Origin of the sequence: Mammaliicoccus sp. A-M4 (assembly GCF_022386955.1) — a bacterium.
GTDB classification, from domain to species: Bacteria; Bacillota; Bacilli; order Staphylococcales; family Staphylococcaceae; genus Mammaliicoccus; species Mammaliicoccus lentus.
Genome location: NZ_JAJNHH010000014.1, coordinates 53203 through 71235 on the forward strand (window position 1 = coordinate 53203; position 18033 = coordinate 71235).

At 32.2% G+C, this 18033-nt stretch carries 18 protein-coding genes and 1 other RNA gene; 12 read left to right on the forward strand and 7 right to left on the reverse strand.

Going from position 1 to position 18033, the window contains the following annotated elements:
- Positions 1 to 15: 15 nt before the first annotated feature.
- Entirely contained in the window at positions 16 to 2379 is a 2364-nt protein-coding gene (locus LQ682_RS11815) for a transglycosylase domain-containing protein (protein WP_239724325.1), read from the reverse strand.
- Complete coding sequence (recU, locus tag LQ682_RS11820) at positions 2376 to 3002, reverse strand: Holliday junction resolvase RecU (protein WP_017000951.1); 627 nt, start codon at positions 3000 to 3002, stop codon at positions 2376 to 2378. Before recU ends, LQ682_RS11815 begins: the two co-directional genes overlap by 4 nt.
- Before the next feature lie 168 nt (positions 3003 to 3170).
- Between recU and LQ682_RS11825 the strand changes: the two genes are divergently transcribed.
- From LQ682_RS11825 to LQ682_RS11845, 5 genes are all read left to right on the forward strand, one after another.
- Complete coding sequence (locus LQ682_RS11825) at positions 3171 to 3500, forward strand: DUF1798 family protein (RefSeq protein ID WP_239724327.1); 330 nt, start codon at positions 3171 to 3173, stop codon at positions 3498 to 3500.
- Positions 3497 to 4057 (forward strand): SLOG family protein, encoded by a 561-nt coding sequence (locus LQ682_RS11830; RefSeq protein ID WP_103269585.1) that lies wholly within the window; start codon positions 3497 to 3499, stop codon positions 4055 to 4057. Before LQ682_RS11825 ends, LQ682_RS11830 begins: the two co-directional genes overlap by 4 nt.
- Positions 4058 to 4070: 13 nt before the next feature.
- Positions 4071 to 4385 carry a cell division regulator GpsB gene (gene gpsB, locus LQ682_RS11835; RefSeq protein ID WP_017000954.1) on the forward strand — a complete coding sequence of 105 codons (315 nt, stop codon included), beginning with the start codon at positions 4071 to 4073 and terminating at the stop codon, positions 4383 to 4385.
- A gap of 47 nt (positions 4386 to 4432) precedes the next feature.
- An RNA gene (rnpB, locus tag LQ682_RS11840) (RNase P RNA component class B) lies at positions 4433 to 4803 on the forward strand.
- A gap of 84 nt (positions 4804 to 4887) precedes the next feature.
- A complete protein-coding gene (locus tag LQ682_RS11845) occupies positions 4888 to 6009 on the forward strand; it encodes a THUMP domain-containing class I SAM-dependent RNA methyltransferase (protein ID WP_017000955.1) in 1122 nt (373 codons plus the stop codon).
- Positions 6010 to 6234: 225 nt separating this feature from the next.
- On the opposite strand, the gene LQ682_RS11850 is transcribed toward LQ682_RS11845, so the two are convergent.
- The 4 genes from LQ682_RS11850 to LQ682_RS11865 form a co-directional block, all read right to left on the reverse strand.
- Positions 6235 to 7155: a nuclease-related domain-containing protein gene (locus LQ682_RS11850; protein WP_239724334.1), complete on the reverse strand. Its 921-nt coding sequence runs from the start codon at positions 7153 to 7155 to the stop codon at positions 6235 to 6237.
- A 155-nt stretch (positions 7156 to 7310) separates the two neighbouring features.
- On the reverse strand, positions 7311 to 8978 hold the full coding sequence (locus LQ682_RS11855; protein ID WP_103269587.1) for a b(o/a)3-type cytochrome-c oxidase subunit 1: 1668 nt from the start codon (positions 8976 to 8978) through the stop codon (positions 7311 to 7313).
- On the reverse strand, positions 8975 to 9454 hold the full coding sequence (locus LQ682_RS11860) for a cytochrome c oxidase subunit II (protein ID WP_174700876.1): 480 nt from the start codon (positions 9452 to 9454) through the stop codon (positions 8975 to 8977). The genes LQ682_RS11855 and LQ682_RS11860 overlap by 4 nt, the downstream gene beginning before the upstream one ends.
- An 11-nt stretch (positions 9455 to 9465) precedes the next feature.
- Positions 9466 to 9621, reverse strand: coding sequence for a hypothetical protein (locus LQ682_RS11865; protein WP_167543690.1), 156 nt, complete (start codon positions 9619 to 9621; stop codon positions 9466 to 9468).
- Between the two features lie 117 nt (positions 9622 to 9738).
- Between LQ682_RS11865 and LQ682_RS11870 the strand changes: the two genes are divergently transcribed.
- The 3 genes from LQ682_RS11870 (at position 9739) to LQ682_RS11880 (ending at position 14548) form a co-directional block, all read left to right on the forward strand.
- A complete protein-coding gene (locus LQ682_RS11870; RefSeq protein WP_239724336.1) occupies positions 9739 to 13167 on the forward strand; it encodes a dynamin family protein in 3429 nt (1142 codons plus the stop codon).
- Between the two features lie 11 nt (positions 13168 to 13178).
- Positions 13179 to 14063 (forward strand): 5'-3' exonuclease, encoded by an 885-nt coding sequence (locus tag LQ682_RS11875; RefSeq protein WP_103269589.1) that lies wholly within the window; start codon positions 13179 to 13181, stop codon positions 14061 to 14063.
- A gap of 203 nt (positions 14064 to 14266) precedes the next feature.
- Positions 14267 to 14548, forward strand: a complete 282-nt coding sequence (locus LQ682_RS11880) for a hypothetical protein (RefSeq protein WP_239724338.1) — start codon at positions 14267 to 14269, stop codon at positions 14546 to 14548.
- A gap of 158 nt (positions 14549 to 14706) precedes the next feature.
- On the opposite strand, the gene LQ682_RS11885 is transcribed toward LQ682_RS11880, so the two are convergent.
- Positions 14707 to 15108, reverse strand: a complete 402-nt coding sequence (locus LQ682_RS11885; RefSeq protein WP_064205410.1) for a ribonuclease HI family protein — start codon at positions 15106 to 15108, stop codon at positions 14707 to 14709.
- A 448-nt stretch (positions 15109 to 15556) separates the two neighbouring features.
- Here LQ682_RS11885 and LQ682_RS11890 point away from each other — a divergent pair, with 448 nt between their 5' ends.
- The 4 genes from LQ682_RS11890 to LQ682_RS14285 all read left to right on the forward strand — a co-directional run.
- Positions 15557 to 15760, forward strand: coding sequence for a YSIRK-type signal peptide-containing protein (locus LQ682_RS11890; protein ID WP_103269590.1), 204 nt, complete (start codon positions 15557 to 15559; stop codon positions 15758 to 15760).
- Positions 15757 to 16515 (forward strand): Rib/alpha-like domain-containing protein, encoded by a 759-nt coding sequence (locus LQ682_RS11895; protein ID WP_239724339.1) that lies wholly within the window; start codon positions 15757 to 15759, stop codon positions 16513 to 16515. Before LQ682_RS11890 ends, LQ682_RS11895 begins: the two co-directional genes overlap by 4 nt.
- Before the next feature lie 32 nt (positions 16516 to 16547).
- Positions 16548 to 17630 carry a Rib/alpha-like domain-containing protein gene (locus LQ682_RS11905; protein ID WP_345774112.1) on the forward strand — a complete coding sequence of 361 codons (1083 nt, stop codon included), beginning with the start codon at positions 16548 to 16550 and terminating at the stop codon, positions 17628 to 17630.
- A 105-nt stretch (positions 17631 to 17735) separates the two neighbouring features.
- Positions 17736 to 18033: Ig-like domain-containing protein (locus LQ682_RS14285; protein ID WP_481817271.1), on the forward strand; the 298-nt coding region annotated here is incomplete at its 3' end.

Genomic DNA, 18033 nt, shown 5'->3' on the forward strand with positions numbered 1-18033 from the left:
AGCTACCATTTTTCTTTAATTTTCATCTTTTGCTTGTTCTGCAGCTTGTTCTGCTGAACTAGAGCTGGATGAGCTATTAGTGGAACTATCACTTGAGGAATCATCTTCATCACCATCAGAGTCGGAGTCAGAGGATTCTTCAGTTGTAGGTTGTTCCGTTGTTACATCTTCATTACGTGCTTGTTGTGGAGATGTATTAGATTGTGTTGAATTCTGTGTTGAGTTTCTTTGTGTTGTTTGTGGTTCATTTGTATTTACGTTGTTATTGTTGTTTGAGAAATTGTAACTGTCATTGTTTTCTTGTTCGTTGCCAGTGTCTGGTGATGAACTAGTTGTTGTTTGATTATCCTCATTACCAGCAACACTTAAGCTCTTGCCGCTACCTGATACTGAATCTGGTTTTTCAAAGTCAGTGCCATCGTAACTTGAAATTTGACTCATTACATCTTTGAATAACGTTTGTGGTTTTACTTGTTCGTCATGTCCTAAGAATGAGTTTTCACCGTATTCTTTAACTTTAGTGAAGCCCATCCATACTGACATTGTGTACTGTGGTGTATAACCAGTAATCCAAACGTCTTTAGCTGCATTTTCAGGTAAGTTATATTCAGTGTAAACTTCGTCACCATAAGTACCTGTACCTGTCTTAGCAGCTACGTTAAGTCCGCTAATACCCATTCCGTAAGCTGAACCATAAGGATCGAATGTTCCTTTAAGCATTTCAGTTAACATATAAGCAGTGTAATCTTCCATAGCTTTATGGCTTTCTTTAGAGAACTTAATTGTTTCATCATCTTGTGTTACAACTTTTCTTATTGATTTAGCTTCGTTGTATGTTCCGCCGTTACCCATAGAAGCAAATGCTGATGCTAATTGAGTAGTGGAGAATTCAGATTGTGAACCACCAAGTACTTCTGATGGACCGATTGTATCTTTATAATTTAAGTTTACTTTAGATGCGAAGTCTCTAACAGCTTTCTCACCAGCGTTTTGGTTTGTTTCTTGCCAAGCTTTTAATGCTGGTATGTTATAAGATCTTGCAAGTGCATCAGCCATTGTTACTGAGCCATGTCCTTTACCATCATAGTTCTTAAATATGCTACCGTTAATATTATATTCATTTTCATCTTGGAACTTATGGTTTGTAGCATACTGCATATTTTCAATAGCTGGACCATAAGCAAGTAATGGTTTTAATGATGAACCAGTAGGGTGGGCATCTGTTGCTTGGTTTCTATCTACAACATCTTTATAATTCTTACCACCACTAATACCTACAAGTTTACCAGTCTTCGTATCTACTATTGAAGAACCAGCAATTTGGTCATCGTTTTTATAGAATGTACCATTGTCGATTGAATCTTGTAATGTTTTTTGTACACCTTTGTCCATATTTGTGTAAATCTTAAGTCCGCTTGTCATAATATCGTTTAATGACTGTTTCTTGAATGCTTTGTTTTCTTTAAGTTCTTGTTTAACGTAGTTAACATATGATGCATATTCATTGTCTGGTGTTTCAGTCATTGCATCGTTTCTTTCTTCTACAGTACGTTTGATTAAGTTTTTATCTATTGGTGTATCTTGTGCTTCTTTCATTTCTTTCTTAGAAATTCTACCATGTCTTTCCATTAAGTAGAGTACAGTATCTTTACGCTTTTCAGCACCTTCAGGATTATCATATATATTATATTGGTTAGGTACTTGAGGTAAACCAGCTAAATAAGCAGTTTCGGCTAAATTAAGATCTTTTAGCTTCTTATCAAAATAATATTTAGCAGCTGTTTGAGAACCGTAAATACCATCTGAATAGTAGATTTTATTTAAATACATTTCAAAGATTTCATCTTTAGAGTATTCTTGTTCTAATCTGTATGAAAGATAAGCTTCTTGTGCTTTTCTCTCTACTGATTTCTTATCTGTTAAGAATGAGCGTTTAACAACTTGTTGTGTTAATGTTGAAGCACCTTGTGAGCCAAATCCGCCCGTAAAGTTTTTCATAACAGCTCCAGATAAACGTTTGTAGTCTAAAGCACCATGTTCATAAAATCGATTATCTTCTGTTGCTAATACTGCATCTTTCATTTTGTCAGGAACATCATCAAATTTTACGTGTTCACGTTTTTGTCCCATGTATAAGGTTGTTACGAGGTTGTCGTTCTTATCGTAAATCTTAGTTGGTAATTGGTCTTTCAAAGCACTTTCATTGAAAGCAGGAGCTTTCCAAGCATAGTATGCAAATAATAGAACACCTACTATGACCATTGCCAAAAATGCTAGAACAAGGATACCAAACACCTTGATTATAGTTCTTTTGATATTCCTCTTCTTCTTAGGTTGTTCTTTGTTATTTTTACTATTAGAAGCTTTTGATTTACTCATTTGAGCGCCTCACTTTCTATTTTTATCAATTGATCAACTATTTTTATGTAGTCTATTCTAGGTCTATATTGGTAAGGAATTAAATAACCATCTCTTTCGATTTCTTGTTTAGTGATTGATTTTTTGCCTCCTGATTTATATCTGTCCCAATATACCATGAATTTCCTAAAAGGCAATAAAAATACGCTATCATGGTAGCTGAATTTTATCAATAAAAAACATATGCCTTTTTGTTTTAAAATTTGGTTCATGTGAGAAACTTGATGATCATGAATGTTATTTAAAGGGAAACTCGTTTTGTTTTTAGTTTCTTTGGCTTCAAAGTCAATATAATATCCTTGGTAAATACCATTATAATCTGTAGTAGAAGGCTTTCTAAAATAAGCTTCCTTAATAACAGCTTTTTGTCTCTTCGGATAATCTACATCAACAATTTGCACTGGTGTCGGTTTTTTATGAATAACTGCGATTTCTTCTAATCTATAAAATTGATTAGATTTATCAATTTCCTCTTCTAAATTCATCCCACGTTTACCATATTGTATTTTACTATAATTTGTCTGGGTTTGCCGTGAGACTTTAGAAGTATTTTTTGAAACTTTTTTACCATTTGGATAATTCAAATACATCACCTAACTTTACTTCATAAAAACTCTACATATTATACCTTATTTCATTATAAGTTACAAAAGTTTTTTATGAAACATATATATTCTAGAACATACCTAGTTATGTTATCATTTTATCGTGAGGTATTATAAATTACAAACTGATTGATAGTAGGGATAAAAATGATTGAAACACTTTTAAATAAACTTACTGAAATGCAAGAAATTTTTAGTAACGCTAAAAATGATCATGAATATGATTTCTATAAAGATGTTGTACCTTTTGTTGAATATGTAGATGAATGTCTAGAACAATTTATACAACATAAAAATACAATATTACAATTACAATATATGAATGTACAAAAGTTCGAATTATTAATAGATAACTATAAAGAATTATCAGTAGAATGCCATTATAAACGTACAAGTAAAAAACTATTTCTAGAAAAACATAAAGCTGTTCAACATGATTTAAAATATATACAAACACATTTAGGTGATTTGTCATGAGTTCTATTTATTTTACAGGGTATAAGCCTTTTGAGTTAAATATTTTTAAAGATGACCAACCAGAAGTAAAAGTCATTAAAGCTTATATTAAAGAATTGATAGAAAATGAAATAGAAGAGGGGCTTGAATGGGTTATTATTTCAGGACAGCTTGGTTTTGAATTATGGTCCGCTGAAGTTACGATTGATTTAAAAAATAAATACCCAGATTTAAAGCTCGCAGTTTTGACTCCTTTTCTAAATCATTTTAATAAATGGAATGAAACAAACCAGCAAAAGTATCAAAACATCGTCATGAATGCTGACTATGTCAACGCTATACATCAAAGTGAATATCAAGGCGCGTTTCAATTTCAACAAGCTAATGATTTCATTTTAGATAATACTGACAAGACCATTTTATTTTATGACGACGAACAAGAAGCTTCACCAAAGTACTTTAAGACTAAGTTAGTTGATTTTGCGGAAAAGACAAATTATACTTATAATGTTATAACATTCATGGATTTACAGGATTTTATGGAATTTAATTATAATAATGGAAATGAATCTTATTAAATGAGGTGTAAAAATGGCTGATGTAACTTTGAAGTTATCTGCTAAAGATATTTACGAGAAAGAATTTGAAAGAGGTCTAAGAGGTTTCAAGACTGAAGAAGTCGATGCATTTTTAGATGACATTATTTCTGATTATCAAAAAATGGCAGACTTAAATAATGAAGTCATTAAATTAACTGAAGAAAATAGTAAATTAAATAAAGAAATCGAACAATTAAGGATTAGAGTTGCCTCAGGTAGACCACAAGGCTCTCAACAATACAGCTCTAATAACGTCGATATTTTAAAGAGAATTTCAAATCTTGAAAAAGCTGTATTTGGTGAATAAAAGATAGTTATTAATCATATTTTATGATATAATTCTTCTTTGAGTGATATTTCGGGTAATCGCTACGTAAAGTAGAGGAAAGTCCATGCTCACACATTCTGAGATGAATGTAGTGTTCGTGCTTGGTGAAACAATAAGCCAGGGCAATAATTGACGGCAACGAAATAACCTAAGTTTATTTTAAATATGGTTAGTGTAGTTTGAAAGTGCCACAGTGACGTAGCTTCTACAGAAATGTAGAAGGTGGAACGCGGTAAACCCCTCGAGTGAGCAATCCAAAATTGGTAGGAGCACTTCTTTGACGGAAATGAACGGAATAAGAAGGTATGTTAAACATACAGACAGATGATTATCACTGGCGTACGAGTGTAACTAGTACACGTTTGAAGTACTAAAGGACAGAACATGGCTTACAGATTTATCACTTACTAGTGTCGCTCTCCCACGCAGGAGAGCTTTTTATTTGGAAATAATATTAAATTTAATATAAAGGAGTATATACATGTATCAATTACTCGCTACTAGTCCAATGGGATTAGAATCAATTGTTGCTAAAGAAGTTCAAGAACTTGGCTATGAAACAACAGTAGAAAACGGTCGCGTATTATTTGAAGGTGACGAAACTGCAATAGTGAAAGCAAACTTATGGTTACGAACAGCTGACAGAGTCAAAATCGTAGTCGGACGCTTTCATGCTACCACTTTTGATGAACTTTTTGAAAAGACAAAATCATTACCATGGGAAAGTGTTATCGGAGCTAAAGGTATGTTCCCTGTTCAAGGTAAAAGTGTAAAATCTAAACTCTTCAGTGTTTCTGACTGCCAAGCAATTGTTAAAAAAGCAATTGTTGAAAGACTTAAACATGTATATAACATAAAAGGTTGGATTGATGAAACAGGTAGTAAGTATCAAGTAGAAGTTTCAATGTTGAAAGATGAAGCATTCCTTACTATTGATACTTCTGGTTCAGGATTGCATAAAAGAGGCTATAGATTAGCACAAGGTGAAGCACCAATGAAAGAAACATTAGCAGCAGCACTTGTTCGCTTAACGAATTGGAAAGGTGAAACACCATTTATCGATCCGTTCTGTGGTTCTGGAACAATTGCTATAGAAGCTTGTTTAATCGCTCAAAATATAGCACCAGGATTTAATCGAAGCTTTGCAAGTGAAGAATGGGATATTATACCAGAAGGTTTATTTGAACAATTAAGACAAGAAGCTGATGAAGCTGCTGACTATGATAAAGAAATTAATCTTGTGGCAAGTGATATAGATCCTAAAATGGTAGAAATAGCTAAAGCAAACGCTGATGAAGTAGGTTTAGGAGACGTTATCAAATTTAAAGTACAAGACGTTCACGATGTTTCAGTACCAGAAGGTCCAGTATCTATAATTGGTAACCCTCCATATGGAGAGCGTATAGGTGAGCGAAACGAAGTAGAAGCTATGTATAAACATTTAGGCGAAATTATAAATAAAAACAATCAAGTTTCACTTTATATGTTAACAAGCTATAAAGAATTCGAACATTTAATAGGTCGTAAAGCAACAAAACGAAGAAAACTCTTTAACGGTTATATTGAATGTACTTATTATCAATATTGGGGTAAAAGAAAATAAACCTTATTGTCATAGACAAATCAAACGCGAAGATGCGTGCTGATTTGTCTATTTTTTGTAGTAGGTGGGGTAGTTATTGACACTTCTCATCAAACGTGTCAATAACAGTACCCTTATTGTCTTTTCTCATCAAACGTGTCAACAACATATTGTAAAATCACTGGCTAACGTGCAAGTCCCATTAAACAAGCTCGTTAGCCAATATGATACTACCCAAAATTTATACTAGTTGTTATCTTTATGAAATTCATGGTTCATATTATAGCTAAATTTTATATTTCTTTTTTGTTCTGGAAAAAAATACTTAGTACAAATTCTTCTAACTGTTCTCTCTTTGAATGGACTGCACCAATCTATAGCTTCTTTAATTGTAAATGGAGCTCTTTTTAGACAATATAATTCTCTTAAATTATTTATCAAAATTTCTTTATTTAATACATCCGTCTCACAATAAGTACAATAATTATATTTTTGTAAATCTTTAACAATGATAGTGTTTAATTTTTTACAGACTGGACACCTTATTCCTTTTTCAATGGTATTAAATTCGATAAAGTTTTCTCGTTGATAATATTTCGAATGTGTTTTTTCGTATTGTTTAATTTTATTTAAAATCAAAAAATCATTATTAGGACTTTTTATGGGAATAATTTTAGATAGGCTATTTAACTGATGGGGTAGTATAAAATTGTGATAAGGTAATTGTAAATGGTTCGTTAAAATAAAGCAGGAGTTTGTAAATACGACATATGATTCAATATTTACATTAATATCAAGCTTATTACATAAATATCTTAATTCGTGCTCAATTTTTTTCATTTGTATAAAAGGGGATTGAATTTGTGCACCTAATTTACTTTTCATAAAATTTTCTTCAAAATACCATTCCCCGCTAAAGTTTTTTATTTCAAATATGATTAATTTATTTTGATAAATTACTAGAAAATCTATTTGTGTATGATTATTATTTCCTATTTCTAAATTTCTAAAATAACATACATTGCCAGTTGCATCTAATAATGCTTTGAAATATTTTTCACCATCATTTCCTGATTGCATAAATAATAAATCTTTACGATGGTCGTTATTGAGTATAACTCTTCCTTCTAAAGACTGAATATATAATTTATAATCTCGTTCGTTCATTTTTCTCCCCTTACAAAAATAGTATGGAACATGCACCTTAACTTAAAATAACATCTCATTTCACTGATTTACTCAGTTATAAATGAGATGTTATGTTTTATTTTGTTGCCAGGAAAGAACATCATAACTGTCCCACTCCTGTTCTAATTATAAAATTACCAAAGCTTGCCTTCTCCCATTCCTTTAGCTCCTGGTGGTGGGTCGGTAAACATTTGTCCGATAGGGAAGGTATAAGCGATTAAGATTAATAATACTGTAACAATGATTAAGAATCTCCAATTCTCTGCGAATTTAATAACTGGTGCGTCTTGATCTAAAGCTTCAGCTACTGGGTATTCTTCGTCTCCTTTAGGTGAAAGGAAAACTAAATGTATAAATACCATTACTACTAAGATAATTGATATAAATAGTATCGTTCCGCCAACTGCTTGCAGTATTTGATATGGAACCCATTCAGCTGCTTGTTTAGATCCACCGTATGTTGAAAATGCAGATCTTCTAGGTGCCCCTTTAACTAAACCGATATAATGCATTGCGCCACTCATAACCGTCATCCCAATTGCCCATGTATAACCTTGAATAATCGCTAATTTATTTGTAAACTTAGTTAATTTTCTACCTGTACAATGTGGTATTAACCAATACATCATACCAAAGAACGTTAGTATTACTGCTGAAGCAACTGTTAAATGGAAGTGTCCAGTAACCCAAATTGTATTATGAATTAATCCATTCATTTGTGCCGAAGCGTTTACTAAACCACCAGCACCACCTGGTATAAACGCTAGCATTCCTAAAAACGGTAATACAAATCTTGCATCATTCCATGGTAGAGATTTAAACCAACCGAATAAACCTTTATATCCTAATGAACGCCCATAATTTTCAAAAGTTGCAAAAAGGCTAAACGCTGTCATAAATGATGGTACGACAACCATGAATGTTAAAATAACTTGGAAGTATTTCCATATATCATCAATACCTGGTTCAACTAATTGATGATGAATCCCAACTGGAATACTGAAGAATAAGAATAGCATGAATGACATTCTAGCTAAATTGTCCGAGAAAGCTTTTGCACCAATAATTTTTGCACCAATAATTTTTGGAACAATAGCATACCAACACATATAAGCAGGCAAAAGCCAAAAGTAAACAAGTGCATGTCCAAAATACCAAAAGAGTGTTCTACTTAATGAGACGTCGACTCTTTCAACTAAACCTAAAGACCAAGGTATAAGTTGGAAAAGAACTGTTGATGCTACCCCTAAAGAGCAGACAATCCACATTACATCGTTAATCGTAACCATATAACTTAATAATGGTGATTTCTTACCAGGATTCTTTTTCTTAAATTCTGCATATTTTAAAATTTGTCCACTTACAGAAATCCAACTACCAACTACGACTAAAGCCATTCCAACATAGAATATAACGTGTGCTTTCAAAGGTACATAAAATGTATATAAAACAGTTGCCTTATTTAAAAGGACCATAGTTGCAGCCATTGCTGTACCTACAACCATTACCCAAAATCCAATCCAACCTAACTTTCTTTGTAGTGGTGACAGATTTCCTGCCGTCTTCGCTACTGCTGAATATTGGAATCCAATAATAAAGAAAGTCGTTAATACTAACGCTAATACAATACCGTGTACAGTAAGTATTTGATAGTATGAAATTGATTTAGGTAGTTGTAATAAACCTGATCTAACAAAAGTTTGTAGTAAACCTGCGAGTCCCCCTAGGATTAAACAACAAATTGCTACGTACATATGTGCCATAACAAGTTTACTATCTTTTTTGCTTAAACGTTCTATCATTTCTTATCCACAACCTTTATCATCGACTTCATATCGGCATGTCCAATACCACAATATTCATTACATAAAATGAGGTATTCACGTTTTTCGTCAAACTTTTTTTCATACTGACTTATGTGTCCAGGTTCTAACATCATATTTACGTTCGTACCTGGTAAACTAAAGCCATGTAACGTATCTTTGCTTGTAGCAATGATTTTTACTTTAGATCCTTTCGGTATTTCAACCTTTGCTGGTTGATAGCTAAATGCTGAAGCTACGAATACAAGTTCATAGTCATAGTCTTTCCCGCTAACTTTGTGCAAACCTGGTTTATTAAATGGTTCAATTTCATCAACTCTATCAGGGTTAATGTATTCTCTACCTGATGCTGCTGGCGTGTGTCCGTTATGTAACGCCGTAATGATTAATATCGCTAAAAATAGAACTAAGGAACTGATTCCAGTTGTCAGCCAGATTTTTTCATACTTATGCACGTAAATCCCCCTTAAATTCTTACAAGATATAAAATGAAACAAATTACCCATAATACTGCAAAAATACCTCCTATTGTAAAAACTGAATACAATGTTCCACTTAAGTCTAAATCGTCATGTGAATGGTGTTCAGCTTCTTTAATCGTTTTATTATTTTGCCTTGTCATATGATTCATCCTTTCTTATATTCTCTTCATTACTTATAATAGAGTAGAGATTGAGAAAAATATGTGATTTAAATCACATTATCAAAATTATTTGCGCTTATTTAAAGGGGATTAATAATGAAAAGCAATCAAGAATCATTAGACTTATTATATAAATTGAAAAAAGAAATCGAAAAATCTTCGAACATTTCATTGATTAAGCAAATTAATGAAATGATAAAAAAAGTTTATAACAAACAATATACTGTAAGTTTTGTCGGCCACTTTTCTGCAGGTAAATCAACATTAATAAACAATGTCATTGGACAGAATATTTTACCGAGTTCACCAGTACCGACGACAAGTAACACTGCACAATTAATATCATCTAATCAAAATAGCATTTCGGTAAATTTAAATGATAATCAATATACAGTCGTACAAGAACAAGAAGACGTAAAGAAGTTAAATACTGAGGATAGGGAAGTAGAGTCGATAGAAATTGAATTTACGTCTGATAAATTTAATAGAGGATTTACTTTCCAAGATACACCGGGCGTAGACTCAATGAGTGATAATCATAGAGAAAGTGCTTTTCAATATTTATTAACATCAAATTACGTATTTTATACTGTCGATTATAATCATGTTCAATCAGACATGAATTTTAACTTTATAAAGTCATTAAACAAACTTGATATACCAGTCATTCTAGTCGTAAATCAAATTGACAAACATGATGATGAAGAAATTTCATTTGAAATTTATAAAAATCGTGTGAATAAAGCACTAAAAGATTGGAATTTAAACGTAGAAGAAGTATTTTATGTTTCTAAATTTGAAACTAAATATAACGAGAAAGAAAAGTTTAATCATTTTATTCACGAATTAGATAAAAATAGAACAGAACATCAACATTTTATTGAACGCGTGACAAATTATATTAAAAACGATCAACTAGAATATATTAAGAATAATATGGAAGACATTCTATCTGAAATCGATTCTACTGAAGAAACTTTTGATGAAGATTACAAAGCTTACAAAGAAAAGTACAACGTACAAAATGAGCATTCACTTATACAAAATAAAGATGAATTCAGACAAAACTTAAAAGACACGAGAAAAGAAATATTAGATAATGCTTATTTAATGCCTTATGAAATGAGAGAAACAATTAGAAAATATTTAGAAACAACAGCGAAGGAATATAAGGTTAAAGGCTTATTTAATAAAGAAAAGAAAAAAGAAGCCATACAAAATGAAAAATTAGATTTAGTTAAAGAACAATTAGATTTAAAAATTCATGATGAAATAACTAAAGTATGGATTAAGTCATTAGAAAATTTAAATAAATATATTAATGACTCAAATCTGTTTGAAAAAATAATTAATCAAAAATATACAATTTCTAAAGAAGCTTTAGCTGAACATGTACAAGAACAACCGAACATTACTAATGACTATGTCTTAATATATACAAAAGGTATTACGGATATCATCACAAGACAAATTCGAAATGAAACGAATAGTATAATAGAAGAAATCGTTCAAAATAGCGAAGTAAAAGTTAATTCAAATGAAAATACGGATCAACTAAGCTTATATGAAGAATATATAGAATATAACGAATTATTAACTTCGCTCGTAACAAATAATTTCCAGCATTATTATATACACTTAGATGAATCTATAGATAAATTGATTGATCGTACATATGTAAAAATAGAAGACTTAAACATTAACAACAACGAAGCAAAAGTTAAAAAGACATCTGAGAACATAATTGAACACAAAGAAAGTAACATGGCATTATTGAAAGAAAAAGTTCAAACTTTATCTGATTTACCGATATATCAAAGTGAAGTAACAAATATTAAAAATCAAATAGAGCGAATGGATGAAAACATAACAAAAATTGCTGTTTTCGGTACATTTAGTGCTGGTAAAAGTAGTTTAATCAATGCTATCTTAAAACGACCAATACTATTAAGTTCACCAAATCCAACTACAGCTAGTATTACAGAAATTAGCTATGGTAATACACAAGAAGTGTTGTTTAAGACATATGATCAGTTATTAGAAGAAATAAATCATATTACGGAATTCGCTAATCAATCATATGAATCGATAGAATCATTTATTAAAGACAAGAATATTAAAAGTCATCCATCCTTATCAAGTAATCACTTAGCATTTTTTGAGGCGATAGAAACAAACTTTTATGAATACGTAGAAGCCTTAAATAATAATAAACCTGTACAATTTGAACTAGAAGAACTTGAAAAATTAACAGCTAATGATACACACGCTGCATTTGTTCATAAAATTCATTTAAGATTAGAAGAGGATTGGTTAAAAGATAAAGTTATAATAGACTCTCCAGGTTTGAACTCAAACAACCAACGTCATACAAGAGAAACTGAACAAATCATTGCATCTAGTGACCTTATCATTTATGTCAGCTACTATAATCATGCATTTACAGATAAAGATGGAGAATTTCTATCATATATGCGCGACATGAATAATTTGCAGCAATCTCAAGGTTTAAAATTCGTAATAAACGCGATTGACTTAGCTGAATCCGAAGAAGATAAAGAAGCTGTTATTTCATATGTAGAATCATCTTTAGATGCATTAAATATTAAACCTGAGTGTTACCCAGTCTCAAGTAAAAATGCTATTAAAGGATATGACGAATACTTCACAAAATTTATGAACGCGCTTGATCATTTTGTAAAAGTTGAAAGTAAACAAGTTCTACAGTCACAAGTAGAATCTAGAATTAATCAATTAGAAAATGAACTAGAACAAATGGTTACTACGTATAGACAAGATAAAGATCAATTCGAAAAAAGAAAAGATACTTTACTTAAATATAAAAATCAAACAAACTTTAACAATCAAATTGTCGTGAAGTCACATCATCAATTAGATAAAGAAATAGATGACCAACTATATTATCTAAAAGACAGACTCATGATTCAGTTAAATGATATCGTGAAAAAACATTTTAATACTTCAACCGTTACAAATGATTTCAAAACTTCATTACAAACGAGCACGAAACAATATATAGATGATATTAACAAAAAGTTAAGTTTGGAAAGTTCATTAATTACTGAAAGACTGAAGAATTTTTATAATAAAACTTTTGATGAATTATTAACACCTACAATAGTAGAATTAAATGAAGCATCAATTTTAATTTCTAAATTCAAGCACGAATTTGAAAATAAAGTTTCAGTTCATGCAATCAGTATCCATTTAAATGATTTAGCTGATAAAACTGTTCGAACAATATCTAAAAAAGATCTATTAAAAACATCTAAAGCTAAAGAGATTCAAAAAGGGATTCTAAATGATACAATGGAATTAATTGATTCTCCAATAGTAACTTTTGATGATGAAATTAAACAAAATTTAAACGGTTATGATGAACAAGCAGAACAATACATTGAAGAATACAATATAGAAACAAATAAACTTATCGATTCTTACTTATCTATTAATATTAATAATGATTTAATAGAAAGAATTGAAAAAATCTTAAAAGAAATATAGAGGCGAAATAAATGGCAAATAGAATTTTATTAATAGATGGAATGGCTTTATTATTTAGACACTTTTATGCGACGAGTGTACACAAACAATTTATGAGAGATTCAGCTGGTACACCAACAAATGCAATTCAAGGATTTGTAAGACACGCATTTACAGCTGTTAACGACATAAAACCTACCCATGTGGCAATATGTTGGGATATGGGTTCAAAAACATTTAGAAATGATATGTTTGAAGCATACAAATCAAATCGTGTTGCACCACCAGAAGAAATGGTACCTCAATTTGATAAAGCTAAAGATATAGCTTCAAAATTAGGTTTCTGTAACTTAGGCATTACTAATTACGAAGCAGATGATGTAATTGGTACTATTAGTAAAAAAGCACAAGCAAAGGGACATGAAACATATATCGTGAGCGGTGACAGAGATTTATTACAATGTATAGATACTGATGTACATGTATGGTTAACTAAAAAAGGATTTAACCTATATAATAAATATGATTTAACCAGATTTAGAGAAGAATACGGTTTAGAGCCATGGCAATTAGTAGATGTAAAAGCATTTATGGGTGATACAGCAGATGGTTATCCAGGTGTTAAAGGAATAGGCGAGAAAACTGCTATTAAATTAATACAAGAACATCAATCCGTAGAAAATGTTATGGCTAATCTAGAAACATTAACACCAGGCCAACAAAATAAAATTACAACTTATCAAGCTGACTTAGAAATGTCTAAACGTTTAGCAGCAATTCATACAAATGTACCACTTGAAACAGAAGAATTATTGGCAAAAATGGAATACAATCATCATATAGAAAATTCAATTACTATTTGTAATGAACATGAATTATTCGTTTCAAGTAAATACTTGATGAGTAATTTTTCATAATGACAGACGAGGCTGGGACATAAATACATGTCTCAGCCTCTTTAATTATAATGGCAGTAGCTGACTGGATTGAAAAAGCGCTTATATCAAGCTTTTTCCAATCCTAGTCATCCTTGCCGGGGTGGGATTAATAAAGAATCAAGTGTTGATATTGGATTAATGAGGTAGAAAATCCAACTAGACCACGTTTTATTGGATTAACTATGGCAATAATCCAACTAGAGCCTTTTTATTGGATTAATGAGGTAGAAAATCCAACTAGACCACGTTTTATTGGATTAACTAAGGCGATAATCCAACTAGATGCTTTTTATTGGATTAATGAGGTAGAAAATCCAACTAGACCACGTTTTATTGGATTAACTAAGGCGATAATCCAAATAGATGCTTTTTATTGGATTAATAAGGTAGAAAATCCAACTAAACCACATTTTATTGGATTAACTAAGGCGATAATCCAAATAGACCACGTTTTATTGGATTAATGAGGTAGAAAATCCAACTAAACCACGCTTTGTTGGATTAACTAAGCCGTAAATCCAAAGTAAATTATGATTTAGAAATTACCTTAATAACAACTAATACGATCAATGTAAAAAACGAGTCTGAGACATTTACTCATGTCCCAGACTCGTTTTTTAATTTATTTAGATTTTTTCAAATGCTTTCTTAAAGCAGTTTGAGCAAGTTGGTTCGCTTCCTTATTCTTAGCACGTGGAATCCATTTTACGAATACTAAATCAAATTTTGTTTCTAATTTTTTAAAAGCTTCAAAATACGGTTTAAACAAAGCGTTTTTAGTAAATCTCTTATTTAAACTATCTTCGATCAACTTAGAATCTGTATACACTAATGCTGTCTTTACATCTAATTCATGAGCTTTCTCTAAAGACTTTATAAAAGCTACCCATTCAGCACTATGGTTATCTAATGATCCGATGTACTCCGTAAAGTGATATCTTTCATTATCAATAATGATGACAGAAGCACAAGTACTTTCTCCAGGATTACCTTTAGTAGCAGCATCAAAATATATTTGTGGCATGATATTCAACTCTTTCAATTTAAATGTTCAATATTTTAAACTTACACGAACACCGGTCATACTTCAAACAAAACAAAGATTTATAATTAGTCTCCAACAAAAATAAAATTACATTTTCAAAACAAAAGTTTTTTACATTTTTGTGAATTTAAATAAATAAAACATAGATTTTTATAAAAATAGTATTTACATACAAAAATAAGGTGGTATACTAATTTGGTGCAAATTACAATTAGTTCCATTTCTTATTGGACGGAACTTGAAATAATTTTTTATTCTATGATTAAATAATTGAATTTGCATAAAATGATTGTGCACTTGACTCATATTAATGATTCAATTAAATAAAATGTACATCTTGTGATTAATATCAAAACTGAATAGTAAAAATGAATCGCCTTATGAGTTAAGTTGCTCTCCAAAAATAAAAATATAAAGGAGTTTACTGATGGATAAGCAACGGCGATTACAGAAGTTTAGTATTAGAAAGTATACTGTTGGAGCGTGCTCGATATTGGTCGGGACTCTCATATTCCTAAGCTCTCCAACAAACCATGCTTTTGCATCTGAAAATAATGTAGATGCTACTAAACTTGAAGTAACAGAAAAAGAGAAAGAAAATGAAGTAACAAAAGCTGAAAAGGTAATGTGACAATTACACCTACGAGTGCGATACCTGCAGGTGAAATCACGGCTACAGCGACAGATACAGCTGTTCGTCCAAATACTTCTTTACCTTCTACTCCGAAGGTAGCGACAAGACTTACAGACGCAGAAAGATTTAACCCAACTGGTAAAAATCAAACAGTTGAGTTAAAGGGTACACCAAACGCTGAACAGTCTATCAATACAACTGGCTTGCCTACTGGTACCCGCTACGAGTATACAGCAGCAGTAGATACAAGAACGACTGGTGATAAAAATGCGACGGTTCGTGTAACTTACCCAGATGGTAGTCATGATGACGTACCAGTTGTTGTAGAAGTTGAGGATAATACACCTCCAGTCGGTCCAAATCTTAACTATCAAAGAAGCGAGAAAGGTGTAGCAATCGGACCAATTACACTTCCAAAAGCGGCAGATAATAGTGGTGATATTGATCCAACAAGCGTAACTGGCTTACCGACAGGTTTAACGTACAATAGTCAAACTAGACAAATTACAGGTACGCCAACTGCTGAAGGTAACAATAAAGTTATAGTTACTTATAGAGACCCAAGTGGTAATAGTATTACTAAAGCTTTTCAATACGAGGTAGTAGATACAACAGCACCACCTAAACCTGTTATTCAAACGGATTTAACAGAAAAAGCTGGTACAACGACACCGATTAGTGTAACTGCAGAGCCTAACTCTAGAGTTCAACAGTACGAATTTATACTGGCACAAACAATAATAAAGTATTAATCGGAGAAGGCAAAGCGAACGCGCAAGGTAATGTGACAATCACACCTACACGTGCGATACCGGCAGGTGAAATCAGTGCTACAGCGACAGATACAGCTGTTCGTCCAAATACTTCTAATCCTTCTGAACCGAAGGTAGCGACAAATAGACGTACAGACGCAGAAAGACTTAACCCAACTGGTAAAAAACAAACAGTTGAGTTAAAAGCAACACCTAACGCTGAACAATCGATTAATACAGCTGGTTTACCGAGTGGTACACGTTATGCGTACACAACACCTGTTGATACAACAACGACTGGTGATAAAAATGCGACTGTTCGTGTAACTTATCCAGATGGTAGCCATGATGATGTCGCTGTAGTGGTGGCAGTAAATGACACAATGCGTCCAACAGCACCAGATATTCAAGAAAAGAGAAGTGAAAAAGGTGCACCAATTCAAGCATTCACACTTCCAAACGCGACAGATAATAGTGGCGAAATTAATCCAACAAGCGTAACGGGCTTACCGGCAGGTTTAACGTTTGATAACCAAACAAAACAAATTACAGGTACGCCAACTGCTGAAGGTAGAAGCACTGTGACGGTTACTTATAGAGATCCAAGTGGTAATAGTGTAACTAAAGAATTCATTTATAAAGTAATCGACTCTACACCGCCTGCGAAACCTGTTATCGAAACAGATTTAACAGGTAAAGCTACTAAGAAAGAACCAATTACTGTTAATGCCGAGCCTAATTCTAAAGTTGAATTATTTGATAACAAAGGTAATAAGATTGGGGAAGGTACGGCTGATGATCAAGGTAATGTCGTGATTACACCGACGAAACCAATACCAGAAGGTAATGTGACAGCGAAAGCGACAGATACAGCTGAAACACCTAATACTTCTGAAGCTTCTAATCCAAAGAAAGCAACTGATAATACAGCGCCTGCGAAACCTGTGATTCAAACTGACTTAAGAGGTAAAGCTGGTACAAAAGAACCAGTTACGGTTCAAGCTGAACCGAAATCTAAAGTGGAACTATTCGATAAAGATGGTAATAAGATTGGAGAAGGTACGGCGAATGACCAAGGTAATGTCGTGATTACACCGACAAAACCAATACCGTAAGGTAATGTAACAGCGAAGGCAACAGATACAGCTGAAACACCAAATACTTCGTTACCTTCTGATCCGATAAAAGCAACAGATACTACAGCGCCTGCGAAACCTGTCATTCAAACAGACTTAAGAGGTAAAGCTGGTACAAAAGAACCAGTTACGGTTCAAGCTGAACCAAAATCTAAAGTTGAATTATTCGATAAAGATGGTAATAAGATTGGAGAAGGTACGGCGAATGACCAAGGTAATGTCGTGATTACACCGACAAAACCAATACCAGAAGGTAATGTAACTGCGAAAGCGACAGATAAAGCTGAAACGCCAAATACTTCGTTACCTTCTGATCCGATAAAAGCAACAGATACTACAGCGCCTGCGAAACCTGTCATTCAAACAGACTTAAGAGGTAAAG

What these genes read in the sequence shown, in the direction of transcription:
- LQ682_RS11815 (WP_239724325.1), bottom strand. Translation starts at nt 2,379, where the DNA reads ATGAGTAAATCAAAAGCTTCTAATAGTAAAAATAACAAAGAACAACCT.
- LQ682_RS11825 (WP_239724327.1), top strand. Translation starts at nt 3,171, where the DNA reads ATGATTGAAACACTTTTAAATAAACTTACTGAAATGCAAGAAATTTTT.
- LQ682_RS11830 (WP_103269585.1), top strand. Translation starts at nt 3,497, where the DNA reads ATGAGTTCTATTTATTTTACAGGGTATAAGCCTTTTGAGTTAAATATT.
- gpsB (WP_017000954.1), top strand. Translation starts at nt 4,071, where the DNA reads ATGGCTGATGTAACTTTGAAGTTATCTGCTAAAGATATTTACGAGAAA.
- LQ682_RS11845 (WP_017000955.1), top strand. Translation starts at nt 4,888, where the DNA reads ATGTATCAATTACTCGCTACTAGTCCAATGGGATTAGAATCAATTGTT.
- LQ682_RS11850 (WP_239724334.1), bottom strand. Translation starts at nt 7,155, where the DNA reads ATGAACGAACGAGATTATAAATTATATATTCAGTCTTTAGAAGGAAGA.
- LQ682_RS11855 (WP_103269587.1), bottom strand. Translation starts at nt 8,978, where the DNA reads ATGATAGAACGTTTAAGCAAAAAAGATAGTAAACTTGTTATGGCACAT.
- LQ682_RS11865 (WP_167543690.1), bottom strand. Translation starts at nt 9,621, where the DNA reads ATGACAAGGCAAAATAATAAAACGATTAAAGAAGCTGAACACCATTCA.
- LQ682_RS11870 (WP_239724336.1), top strand. Translation starts at nt 9,739, where the DNA reads ATGAAAAGCAATCAAGAATCATTAGACTTATTATATAAATTGAAAAAA.
- LQ682_RS11875 (WP_103269589.1), top strand. Translation starts at nt 13,179, where the DNA reads ATGGCAAATAGAATTTTATTAATAGATGGAATGGCTTTATTATTTAGA.
- LQ682_RS11880 (WP_239724338.1), top strand. Translation starts at nt 14,267, where the DNA reads ATGGCAATAATCCAACTAGAGCCTTTTTATTGGATTAATGAGGTAGAA.
- LQ682_RS11885 (WP_064205410.1), bottom strand. Translation starts at nt 15,108, where the DNA reads ATGCCACAAATATATTTTGATGCTGCTACTAAAGGTAATCCTGGAGAA.
- LQ682_RS11890 (WP_103269590.1), top strand. Translation starts at nt 15,557, where the DNA reads ATGGATAAGCAACGGCGATTACAGAAGTTTAGTATTAGAAAGTATACT.